At 56.2% G+C, this 10,377-nt stretch carries 11 protein-coding genes; 7 read left to right on the top strand and 4 right to left on the bottom strand.

Going from position 1 to position 10,377, the window contains the following annotated elements:
• Positions 1-91 precede the first annotated feature (91 nt).
• The 5 genes from IGS16_RS07725 to IGS16_RS07705 all read left to right on the top strand — a co-directional run bounded on the left by IGS16_RS07725 (position 92) and on the right by IGS16_RS07705 (position 3,267).
• Positions 92-829, top strand: a complete 738-nt coding sequence (locus IGS16_RS07725) for an HAD family hydrolase (protein ID WP_297084750.1) — start codon at positions 92-94, stop codon at positions 827-829.
• A gap of 32 nt (positions 830-861) precedes the next feature.
• The gene (locus IGS16_RS07720; protein ID WP_297084748.1) at positions 862-1,992 is read left to right on the top strand and encodes a TIGR03364 family FAD-dependent oxidoreductase; all 1,131 of its coding nucleotides are present in this window, start codon (positions 862-864) and stop codon (positions 1,990-1,992) included.
• 179 nt (positions 1,993-2,171) lie between these two features.
• Complete coding sequence (locus IGS16_RS07715; RefSeq protein WP_068511996.1) at positions 2,172-2,363, top strand: hypothetical protein; 192 nt, start codon at positions 2,172-2,174, stop codon at positions 2,361-2,363.
• Between the two features lie 49 nt (positions 2,364-2,412).
• The gene (locus IGS16_RS07710; protein ID WP_172354027.1) at positions 2,413-2,586 is read left to right on the top strand and encodes a hypothetical protein; all 174 of its coding nucleotides are present in this window, start codon (positions 2,413-2,415) and stop codon (positions 2,584-2,586) included.
• A gap of 93 nt (positions 2,587-2,679) precedes the next feature.
• A complete protein-coding gene (locus tag IGS16_RS07705; RefSeq protein ID WP_297084745.1) occupies positions 2,680-3,267 on the top strand; it encodes a hypothetical protein in 588 nt (195 codons plus the stop codon).
• Here the strand turns inward: IGS16_RS07705 and IGS16_RS07700 are convergent.
• On the bottom strand, positions 3,264-4,241 hold the full coding sequence (locus IGS16_RS07700) for a cysteine synthase A (RefSeq protein WP_297084743.1): 978 nt from the start codon (positions 4,239-4,241) through the stop codon (positions 3,264-3,266). The genes IGS16_RS07705 and IGS16_RS07700 overlap by 4 nt on opposite strands.
• A gap of 152 nt (positions 4,242-4,393) precedes the next feature.
• Here IGS16_RS07700 and IGS16_RS07695 point away from each other — a divergent pair, with 152 nt between their 5' ends.
• Positions 4,394-5,203 (top strand): Uma2 family endonuclease, encoded by an 810-nt coding sequence (locus IGS16_RS07695; RefSeq protein ID WP_297084741.1) that lies wholly within the window; start codon positions 4,394-4,396, stop codon positions 5,201-5,203.
• Here IGS16_RS07695 and IGS16_RS07690 read toward each other — a convergent pair.
• Both IGS16_RS07690 and IGS16_RS07685 read right to left on the bottom strand, forming a co-directional pair.
• Positions 5,200-5,469, bottom strand: coding sequence for a YciI family protein (locus tag IGS16_RS07690; RefSeq protein ID WP_084782694.1), 270 nt, complete (start codon positions 5,467-5,469; stop codon positions 5,200-5,202). The two genes, IGS16_RS07695 and IGS16_RS07690, sit on opposite strands and share 4 nt — an antisense overlap.
• An 81-nt stretch (positions 5,470-5,550) precedes the next feature.
• On the bottom strand, positions 5,551-7,320 hold the full coding sequence (locus IGS16_RS07685; RefSeq protein ID WP_367185755.1) for an ABC transporter substrate-binding protein: 1,770 nt from the start codon (positions 7,318-7,320) through the stop codon (positions 5,551-5,553).
• A gap of 504 nt (positions 7,321-7,824) precedes the next feature.
• On the opposite strand from IGS16_RS07685, the gene IGS16_RS07680 reads away from it, so the two are divergent.
• Positions 7,825-8,448 carry a hypothetical protein gene (locus IGS16_RS07680; RefSeq protein WP_297084737.1) on the top strand — a complete coding sequence of 208 codons (624 nt, stop codon included), beginning with the start codon at positions 7,825-7,827 and terminating at the stop codon, positions 8,446-8,448.
• A 261-nt stretch (positions 8,449-8,709) separates the two neighbouring features.
• On the opposite strand, the gene tyrS is transcribed toward IGS16_RS07680, so the two are convergent.
• A complete protein-coding gene (gene tyrS / locus IGS16_RS07675) occupies positions 8,710-9,933 on the bottom strand; it encodes a tyrosine--tRNA ligase (protein ID WP_297084735.1) in 1,224 nt (407 codons plus the stop codon).
• Between the last annotated feature and the right edge of the window lie 444 nt (positions 9,934-10,377).

Below are 10,377 nucleotides of genomic sequence, written 5' to 3'. Positions count from 1 at the left end.
AGGAGCTTCATAGGGTCAAATGTAAAGTTTTATGTCTCAATTCAACACTTCTGGTTCCAAGCTATCATTCAACCTACGCAGGAAAATTGCTGTGTCTAATATTCAGCTTGTTGTGTTCGATATGGCGGGCACAACGGTTAAAGATGAGCAAGAGGTGGAGAAGTGCTTTTTTCTGGCAGCCGAACAAACGGGTCTGGAAGCGACGACTGACCAGATTGTGTCTATGATGGGGTGGGCAAAAAAGCGAGTCTTTCAAACCCTTTGGGAAGCGCAACTTGGTGCAGGACATCCAGATTTATCCGAACAGGTTGATGTGTCCTACGCTGCATTTTGCTCGGTACTGGAAGAGCATTATCAAACCCATCCTGTTTTGCCTACAGAGGGCTGCTTGGCGATGTTCTCCTATTTGCAGAACCAGGGAGTTGCCATCGCCCTCAACACGGGTTTTTATCGAAAAGTAACGGACATTATCCTAAATCGTTTGGGTTGGGATGTGGGGCTAAATTCGGACTATGTGGGTGGACCCAACTCCATCATTCAAGCCTCCGTTACGCCTTCAGAAATTTACAACCAGGAGGGCAGACCCGCGCCCTACATGATTCAGAAAGCGATGTATAAATTAGGCGTTAAAAATCCCCAAACGGTGGTGGTGATTGGGGATACACCGTCTGATTTGGCCGCTGGAATCAATGCTCATGCGCGCCTGTCGCTGGGGGTCACCAACGGAACCCACGGGCGATCGCAACTGGCGGCTTATCCCAATGACGGACTGCTGGATTCGCTGATGGAGCTAAAGGGAGTCTTAGTGAGTTTGGAAGCGTCGTCGTGAACGTCACCCAAAGACAAAATTGATGAGTAAAAATGAGTAAAGTAGAGGTCATTGTTGTCGGGGCGGGAATTGTCGGGCTGGCCCACGCGCTGGCAGCCGCAAAGCGTGGTCGGCAGGTGGTGGTGTTTGAACGAAATACGCGGGCGATTGGCGCGTCGATTCGCAACTTTGGCATGGTGTGGCCGATTGGGCAACCCCAGGGGGCGCTGTATGCGCGGGCGCTAAAGTCGCGTCAGATTTGGCTGGAAGCAGCGGCGGGGGCTGGGTTTGGCATTGAAGAATGTGGTTCGCTGCACCTGGCCTATCGGGCCGATGAGCTGGCAGTGCTGGAAGAATTTGTCGCAGCAAACCGGGATTCCGATTCCATCCAACTGCTGACGGCAAATGAGGTGGCTCAAAAAAGTGCGGCGGCGGTGACGGAGGGGCTGTTGGGGGCGCTGTGGAGTGCGACAGAGATGACGGTTGACCCGCGAGAGGCGATCGCCCAATTACCCAACTATCTAACCGACAAATATGGCGTGGAGTTTCGGTTTGGGGAAGCGGTGACGGCGATCGCCCATCCCCAGGTGCTAGCAGGCGGCAAGCCTTGGAGCGCGGATGAAATCTTCGTCTGTAGCGGCGCTGATTTTGAAACGCTCTATCCTGACTTGTATGCCGCCAGCGGACTGACCAAGGTCAAGCTGCAAATGATGCGAACCGGGCCGCAGCCCAACGGCTGGCGAATTGGACCGTCCCTCTGCGCCGGACTCACGCTGACCCACTATGCCGCCTTTGCCGAGTGTCCATCGCTGCCCGCCCTGAAACAGCGCATCGCCACAGAAACGCCCTTTTTCCCAAAATGGGGCATTCACGTCATGATGTCGCAAAATCGTGCAGGCGAACTGGTGCTGGGCGATTCTCACGAATACGGCCTATCGCCCGATCCGTTTGACCGCGCTGAGGTAAATCAGGCCGTGCTGGAATATCTGCGAGGCTTTGCCCGCGCTCCCAGCTTTGAGATTGCCGAAACTTGGCACGGGATCTACGCCAAACTGCCAGGGCAGGTGCATTGGATTCAGCATCCCGAACCGGGTGTGACGGTGGTGAATGCGCTGAGCGGCGCGGGCATGACGCTTTCCTTTGGGCTGGCAGAGCAGGTGCTAGATCGGCAGATTCCGGTCTAACCAGTGCGGGCGATCGCCCCACTCCTTTCCCATACTGCCTTGCTCTGCGGCTTCCGTAAAACCAAGAGATGCCAACTTCTCCCCAGCAGGGTCGATCCCGTGTCAAAATAGACCATCGTACCCGGCCCTTCGTGCCCTACTGCTCGACACACCGCCCTGCCCTGAATGGAGTTTCACCCGTGGGTCGTTCTCCCAACCTAGCCATCACTATTTTTCTCTACGTCGCTGGCATTTTGCTGGTCATGATGGCAGTCCTGCTGCTGCTGCAATCTTTTGGTCTGCTGACGGAAATTCCTAGAGAAGCGGTCTACGCGCTGGTGCTGCTGGCGATCGGGTCGGGCATCTTGGCGGGCGTTCGCAGGCGAGGCTAAGCCGTCGCCCCTTTGTGGCTAATAGGGCTGATTATCAAGACAGACTTCGATGAAGCCAACAACTGCGGCGTTTCTAATTCTATTGGGCATCACAGTTACGGTCTGGGTGATGCGCGGGCTGGGCGTTCTCACGTTTATTCCTGGCGGGCTGCTGTGGATCTTGCTGCTGGGCACGGTTGGCGCAGGCGTAGTGGATATTGTGCAAAAAACTCGCCGCTGGTAAGGGCAAATTACCTGGAAGCTACACGCGCCCCACTGTAGCTCTAGATCGAGATGCTGGCGCTAACCGCTGAGCAAATACAGATTTATCTAGACCATGAAAACTCAACTTTTGGTTTTATTCACTGGCGCATTGCTAAGCATAGGGATACCCCTGCTGCCTCAACGCTCTGCACCGACAGATGTCGCATCAGAACCGGGATCTGCGGTCTGTCCCGATGTCGCTGAAGTGCCCGCCTCAGATCGCCTGCGGACGCTAGAATTGCCACAGCTTGGCGTGGCGATCGCCATTCCAGAGAACTTCAAAATCCGCACTCTGCCCGATGGCACGGTGGAAGTTCTCGACCCTGGAACCTTTGAGGTGCTGCGTTGTGTGGAACAGGGGGGACGGGCGATCGCCCCTCGCGGCATGTATTCCTTCCGCATTCGCAGCCTGCCCAATCCAGCGAACCTCGCACTTCCGGACTTTCTCCGGCAGCAGGGCGAAGCAGATCCCAGCGCCCAATCGGGCAATTTGGACGCAATTCCGGTTCTGATTACTCGCCCCGAACCGGGCTACACAGTTCGCGCCTGGTTCAGGTCTCCAGACTCGCAAACCGTGATCGTGCTAGCCGAAAGCTGCGACTGTGAACTGGAATACGACGACATGCGCCTTTGGCTCCAGCGCACCCGCCTGCTGCCCTAGCTGGCAATCAGCAAGCCCTTACTTGCCAGCCACTCGCGGTTATACAGGCGCGACTGATAGCGGGCCCCGCCGTCACACAGCACCGTCACAATCGTATGCCCCGGCCCCATCTGCTTGGCCAGCGCTACCGCCGCCCCCACGTTAATGCCGACTGAACCGCCCATAAACAGCCCATCTTTGTGCAAAAGCTGGTAGACCACGCGCAGCACTTCCTGGTCGTCAATGCGGATCGCGTCATCCACTGGCGCACCCGCCAGGTTGGCCGTCACGCGGCTCGTGCCAATGCCTTCGGTAATCGAGCTGCCTTCGATTTTTAGCTCTCCCGTTTTGAAATAGTGATACAACGCGCTGCCCATCGGATCAGCCAGCACGCAGCGGATATCGGGGTTCTTTTCTTTGAAAAACATTGCGGCTCCGGCGTAGGTGCCACCTGTACCTGTCGCCGCGACCCAGGCATCGATCTTGCCGCCCGTCTGCATCCAGATTTCAGGCCCGGTGGTTTCATAATGGGCCCGACGATTCGCCAGATTATCAAACTGGTTCGCCCAGATGGCGTTCTCCGTTTCTTCGGCAATCCGCCCCGACAGCTTCACGTAATTATTGGGGTCCCGATAGGGCACCGCAGGAACCGGACGCACTTCTGCTCCCAATGTCCGCAGCAGATCCATTTTTTCTTGGGACTGGGTTTCGGGAATGATGATCAGGCACTTGTAGCCCTTGGCATTGCAAATGTGGGCCAGCCCAATGCCTGTGTTGCCCGCTGTCCCTTCCACCACCGTCCCACCCGGTTTCAGGAGTCCCTTCTCTTCGGCATCCTGGATGATGTACAGCGCTGCCCGATCTTTCACAGAACCGCCGGGGTTGAGAAATTCTGCCTTGCCCAAAATCTCGCAGCCTGTTTCTTCACAAAAGCTGCCTAGGCGAATCAGGGGCGTGTTCCCAATCGTGCCGACAAATCCGCTCTTAATATCCATGCCCAAACGATGCCCAAATGTAGTGAAGTCCTCCCAGCATTTTAGAGCGTGGGGTGAATTGGGGAAACCTGCTGATGGGGGGCTGGCTGGTTTTAGGCTGGTTTCAGGGCGATCGCCCCTGCCTGCTAGTCTAGTTTCATCACCCTCTACTAATGGTGTCAGCGCCAATGGTGACTCAGCCGCTCCAAACACAGCCCATTCTGCCGCCGGAGACTGCCCCGCCGCCACCCCCTGTCGTTTATCCCTGTTCTGACGGTAAACCCTTGGCCGAAACTTACATTCACCTCTATGCCATTATCGTGACCCTGGAAGTGCTGAAACAGTACCTCAAAGGGCAGCGGGCGACGGTGCTGGCGGATCAGTTTTTGTATTACGCCCAGGGGTTTCCGCGACTGCGGGTGGCGCCAGACGTGATGGTGATCCAGAACGTAGAGCCAGGCGGGCGCGACAGCTACAAAATCTGGGAAGAGGGCGAAGTGCCTGCGGTGATTTTTGAGATGACCTCAGCGGGCACAGCGCGGCACGACGAAACCTTCAAATACACGCTGTATGAGCAGTTGGGCGTGCAGGAATATTGGCTGTTTGACCCCAAGGGCGAATGGATTCCCGAACAACTGCGGGGCTTTCGGCTGCATCGCGAGGTGTACGAGCCGATTACCGACGGCCGCAGCGCCGTGCTAAACCTGCGGCTACAACCCGATGGGGAAATCATCGCCTTTTATCGAGAAGACACGGGCGAAAAGCTGCTGATTCCCGATGAGCTGTGGGAACTGGTGGAGCAGGAACGGCAGCGCGTTGAGGCAGAACGGCAGCGGGCAGATGCGGCAGAGCGATCGCGCTACGGAGCCATTCCCAAGCTGCAAGCCCTCGGACTCAGCGCCGAGCAGATCGCCGAAGCCCTCAGCCTGCCGTTGACAGAAGTACAGCAGTACATCGCTCCAGCAAGCGACTCGGCGGATTAAAACGCCTGAATCCATTCCTTCAGGTGATATTCCGTCCAGATACCCGCGCTCCAGTAGGGGTCTTCTTCGATCAGCGTGCGGGCGGCGGCTTCGTCGGGCGCGTCGTATACGCCAAACACCATCGTCAGATCCTGAGTGGGGCCGAGGGTGACGACGGAGCCTGCGGCTTTGAGTTGCGCGAGGCGATCGAGATGGGCCTGGCGATAGGGGGCGCGTTTTTCAACGACGTTTTCGCAGTAGCTGCCCCACATGACGTATTTCGGCATTTTTGCAGTTGAGAGCTATAAGCTATGTCAGTTTTCGATCTTCAATCTTCGATCTTCAATTTTCAATCTTCCCCCTCTGGCTTACTCTGGGCTGATTTTTTTCAACTCATAGATATTCCAGAGCGCACCGCCCAGCGCAGAGAATTTTACACCCTCGACTGTATTTCGCACAGCAGACAGCGACAGCGCGTTGACTAAATGGATGAACGGCAGATATTCCTGGGCGAGCCGCTGTGTTTCTGCATAGATGGCTTTGCGCTTCTCATCATCCAACTCTTGGCTACCTTGAATATAGAGGTCACTAATCCGCTGCTCCCAATCGGCGATCACGCGCCCTTCGATGGGGTCTTGCCCACTCAGCGCCCCCTGGTTAAAGGCGTGCAGCGTGCCGTTTACGGACCAGACGTTGCGGCTGCCGTCTGGCTCTACGCCCGCACCCGCAAAGCCCAGGATATGCGCCTCCCAATCCAGCGTGTCGGAGAGTTTGCCGACCAGCGTGTTGAAGGCGATCGGCTGAAAATCCACCGTCATGCCTAGCTTGTCCAGGTCTTGCTTGATCTGTGCGCCCAGGCTCTCGCGGATTTTGTTGCCCGCGTTGGTGATTAGCGTGAAGCGGACGAGGTTGCCGTCGGCATCGGTTAGCCGTCCCTGCGCGTTGGTGCGAAAGCCAGCCTGCTGAAGCAGTTGCTTGGCTTTGTCGAGGTTGTAGTCATAAACAGGCAACCCCTCTTCTGGAGACAGGTGGTAGGGGCTTTGCTTGTTGATAGGCGAGTTTTGAGGCACGCCAACGCCCTGATAAATGTTGTTGATCATGCGCTGGCGATCGAGGGCATAGGCGACGGCCTGGCGAAACTCCAGCGTATTGAACCAGCGCGACTTGATCGGGTCAACCAGGGGTCTGCCATTGCGGCTGCCCTGGTTGAGGTTGAAGGCGAGGAACGTCGTCGTCAGGGCTGGGCCGCCGTTGTAGATGGTGAAGTTGCCGCGTTCTTCTTCGCGCTTCAGCAGGGCGAAGTAGTCCGGCGTGACCCCCAGCACGTCCAGCCCACCAGAGCGAAACTGGATTAGCGCGGTGTCGGTGGAGCCTGCGATCTGCATGATGTATTGCTCGATGTAGGGCTGGGGGTTGCCCTGGGCATCTTTGCGCCAGTAGTTGGGATTACGTTCCAAGGTAATGCGCTCGGCGGGCTGATAGCTTTTGAGGCGGTAGGGGCCGTTGCAGACAATTTCTGAGGGCGGCGTGTCTGTGCCCCAAACGGAGAGAAAGCGGGGCTTGCCGTCGGCTCCGGTAGAGAAGACGTAATCGGCTAGCGTGTGTTTTGGCAGAATCGGCACCCCGCCAGCAAACCGAAGCAGGGGGGCGAAGGGTTCTGGTGAGGCAAACTCGACCTGGCGATCGCCCACTTTCGTCACGGTCGGAAACTTGCCCTCTACCCCCACTCGCAAAATGTCGCTCTCACTGCTGGGAATGTTGGGGTTGAAGTAGATGTCGTTGAAGCTGAACACTACATCATCCACGGTCAGCGGTTCTCCATCAGACCATTTCAGCCCGTCGCGCAGGGTGAAGGTAATACGTTGCTGATCGTTAGAAATTTCCCAGGACTCTGCCAGTTCTGGCTCCAGTTCGCCCGTTTGCCCGTTTTGCGACAGCATTCCGTTGAACATCAGCCCCAGCGAGGGGTTGACCTCGTTGCTCATAGGGGGGTTAAACGTTTTGGGATCGCTTAGCTCTGCCAGCACGATGCGCGGCACTTGCGCTGCCTGGGTGGTGAACTGCGTTGGGTTGCAGCCTGTGAGCGCGATCGCCCCGACGAGTAGCAAGCCCAAAGACGGCAGCACCCAGCGCGGCATAGAGACTACGGTTCGGACAGCGCTCTGGCGAAAGACCGTTTGCCCAGAGCGTTGACGGCGCTGCTGACCCATTAGCCGTGAGAAAAGCCTGGAAATCATGATTCGCATGGAAAATTATGGGAGCGACCTGCAATAGTCATACCATAGCGAACTGGAGGGGCTGGTCTGAAGTGATGCACTGAGGAACAGGACTGAAGCCCCTGGCTAAGAAACTGCATTGCTTCGATCTGTCGATCATTCATTCGATCATTCAATTGACTGTGGATAGTGCAGATGTTTTAGGTGTATAGTAAGGGCGATCGCCCAAAGATTTCCTCAGAACGGTAGGACTTTCTCGCATTTGTACCCGAAACAAACCTGCGACAGAAAATTTAGCGGACTGAATGCGCCTTTTTTGAAAATTGCCCATACCCTTAGTAAGACTCGTAATCGACTGCTGTCCAGTCCTGATCGTTTAGACACTCCCTTAGACAACCCCTAATCCCCTTACGCAAGATCCGACGCATGAAACCCCAATCCAACTCAGATCCTTCACTGCGGAACCCTGGGGCCGCCCTGCCCAATCCCCCTGCCTCCCCTGCTGCGGGCTACGCGCCGACAGTGCCGATGTCGGTCTATCGCGAGCTGTCGGCAGAGCTTCAGGCCAGCAAAGCCCTGCTGGACTCGCTGCATCAGCAGAACCAGCAGCTTGCCCGCCAAAATCAGCAGTTTCGTCAGGAAATTGAGCGGCTGAGTGCGTCGGTGCTAAATCTTCAGCAGATTGCGGGGATGTCCCAACCGGGGTGGGTCGCACCCACTCGCGCCGACCAGGAAGATGCAGCGGCGATCGCCCAGCAAATCCGCCCCGTCGCCCCGCCAGCCTCTCAACCGACCTCCAAGAAATCGCCTACTTCCCCAAAAGCCAAAGCCCCGCCGTCGCAGCCCGCCATTTCCGAGGCGCACGCGCTAGCCGACAGCCTCCGGTTTACGGAGCAGCCCAGCAGTTTGCCCATCGGCGACCCGTCCGAGAACCGCCCCCGCGACCTCAGCGGACTCTGGCTCTGGTTCACGGTGCTGGCGATTATTATCACCGCCTTTGGGGCTGGGTTTATGGTGGTGCGGCCGCTGCTGCCCAACAGTAGCCGCTAGAGAGGAATCAGCCGTTTTGCGTCCCTAACTCGCCTCAATCAGGCTACTGACTAGGGCAGTGTCATGGTTTAGTTTTAGGGTAATGCCTTGGCTCGTAGTACGCGCTTCAGCGCTAAAGCGCTTGCTACCAACTTAAGTTCTAGCTGTGACACTGACTAGTGCAGCGTCATGGTCTAGTTTTAGGGTGATGCTTTGGCTCGTAGTACGCACTTCAGCGCTAAAGCGCTTACTACCAACCTAAGTTCTAGCTGTGACACAGCACTAGGGCACGAGTCGGGCAAAGCGATTTTTGCCCACTTGCAGCACCTTCCCTGTGAGCGCGTCGGGTGCGTCAAAGCTTGTGTCAGGATTGTCGAGGCGATCGCCATCCAGCCGCACTGCACCGCCCTGGATCTGTCGCCGTCCGTCGCTGCTGCTCTTGCACAGTCCGCTGGCGCTGAGAATGTAGGCCAGCTTGGCGGGAAACTGAATCTCTGCAAGGGAAAACTCTGGCACTGCTTCGGCTTTTGTCGCGTCGCCCTGCACCAGATTCAGCGCAGACTTTTGGGCTTCGAGGGCGGCTTCTTTGCCATGATATTGGCTAACAACTTCGAGGGCGAGGAGTTTTTGGCGATCGCGCGGGTTTTCGGGCAGCGCATCCAGCGGCAGGTTGGTCAGCAGCTCAAAATATTGCAGGATGGCGCTGTCGGGAATTTTCTCCAGCTTGGAATACATCGACAGCGGGTCTTCCCGCAGCGCCACGTAGTTGTTCAGCGATTTGGACATTTTTTGCACACCGTCCGTTCCCGGCAAAATCGGCATCAGCAGTCCAAACTGCGGCCGCTGCCCAAAGTGCCGCTGCAAATCGCGCCCCACTGCCAGGTTAAATTTTTGATCCGTGCCGCCCAGTTCTACATCCGCCTCCAGCGCCACCGAGTCGTAGCCCTGCATCAGCGGATAGAGAAACTCATGCAGATAAATCGGCGTCTCTTTTTCATAGCGCTCGGCAAAGCCCTCCTTTGCCAGCATTTGTCCCACAGTCATCGTGCCCAACAGTTCTAAAATCTTTGCCAGATCAAGCTTTGATAGCCACTCGGAGTTGTAGCGGATCTCCAGTCGCCCTGGCGTCTCAAAATCCAAAATCGGGCGGAGCTGATCCAGATAGGTCTGGGCGTTTTGGGCGACTTCTGCCGCTGTCAACTGCTTCCGCACGTCCGATTTGCCCGTGGGGTCGCCGATGCGGGCGGTGAAGTCGCCAATGAGCAGAATCGCCGTGTGACCTGCGTCTTGAAAGGCCCGCAGCTTGCGATAGACCGTGCTATGCCCCAGGTGAATGTCCGTGCCTGTGGGGTCGATGCCAAATTTAATGCGTAGGGGGCGATCGCTCTCCGCTAGCCGCCGCGCCAGGTTCTCATCAGCGTTTTGAGACTCCCGCTGATCGGGAAAAATTTCGCTGATGCCCCGATACAGCCATTGAAAAGAGGAATCAGTCGATAAATCAGTCATAGGGTAAACGGTACTGGAGGAATGACAAGTTGACGGTAACAAGTTGACAGATATGTTGACAGATATAGAGCAGGCAATAGGCGAAATCGGTTAGCTTTCGTGCCCCGGATAGAGCAAATCTGCTCCATATCTTTGAGAAAACCGCGCAAGACTCGAAAATTATGTAATCATCAGCCATACTTACTGAAGGCTGTACTTCAAGCTATAAAAAGAGTGGCAGTTTTGATGGTTCAGCATTGGTGAGTCACAATACCTATGACAAAAGCCATGACGAATCAGCAAATCCTCCGCTATCTTAGTTAGTTACCTAGCTAAGCTCACGCTCTAGTTTTGTCCTGATGTGTTTTTGTCTTGAGGTGCTTTGTGGAGCATCCCTCAGCATCGGTTCCAAAAGCGATTCCAAAAGCCAAAGTCTCATTTTTTCACGACTCGTCTCGCTTTACC

The sequence above is a fragment of the Thermoleptolyngbya sp. C42_A2020_037 genome (assembly GCF_015272455.1).
In the GTDB taxonomy this organism is placed as follows: Bacteria; Cyanobacteriota; Cyanobacteriia; order Elainellales; family Elainellaceae; genus Thermoleptolyngbya.
This window is presented reverse-complemented; position numbering and strand designations above follow the sequence as displayed.

Coding starts and splice junctions, on each gene's coding strand:
- IGS16_RS07720 (WP_297084748.1), top strand. CDS start 862: ATGAGTAAAGTAGAGGTCATTGTTGTCGGGGCGGGAATTGTCGGGCTG.
- IGS16_RS07710 (WP_172354027.1), top strand. CDS start 2,413: ATGAAGCCAACAACTGCGGCGTTTCTAATTCTATTGGGCATCACAGTT.
- IGS16_RS07705 (WP_297084745.1), top strand. CDS start 2,680: ATGAAAACTCAACTTTTGGTTTTATTCACTGGCGCATTGCTAAGCATA.
- IGS16_RS07700 (WP_297084743.1), bottom strand. CDS start 4,241: ATGGATATTAAGAGCGGATTTGTCGGCACGATTGGGAACACGCCCCTG.
- IGS16_RS07695 (WP_297084741.1), top strand. CDS start 4,394: ATGGTGTCAGCGCCAATGGTGACTCAGCCGCTCCAAACACAGCCCATT.
- IGS16_RS07690 (WP_084782694.1), bottom strand. CDS start 5,469: ATGCCGAAATACGTCATGTGGGGCAGCTACTGCGAAAACGTCGTTGAA.
- IGS16_RS07685 (WP_367185755.1), bottom strand. CDS start 7,320: ATGCCGCGCTGGGTGCTGCCGTCTTTGGGCTTGCTACTCGTCGGGGCG.
- IGS16_RS07680 (WP_297084737.1), top strand. CDS start 7,825: ATGAAACCCCAATCCAACTCAGATCCTTCACTGCGGAACCCTGGGGCC.
- tyrS (WP_297084735.1), bottom strand. CDS start 9,933: ATGACTGATTTATCGACTGATTCCTCTTTTCAATGGCTGTATCGGGGC.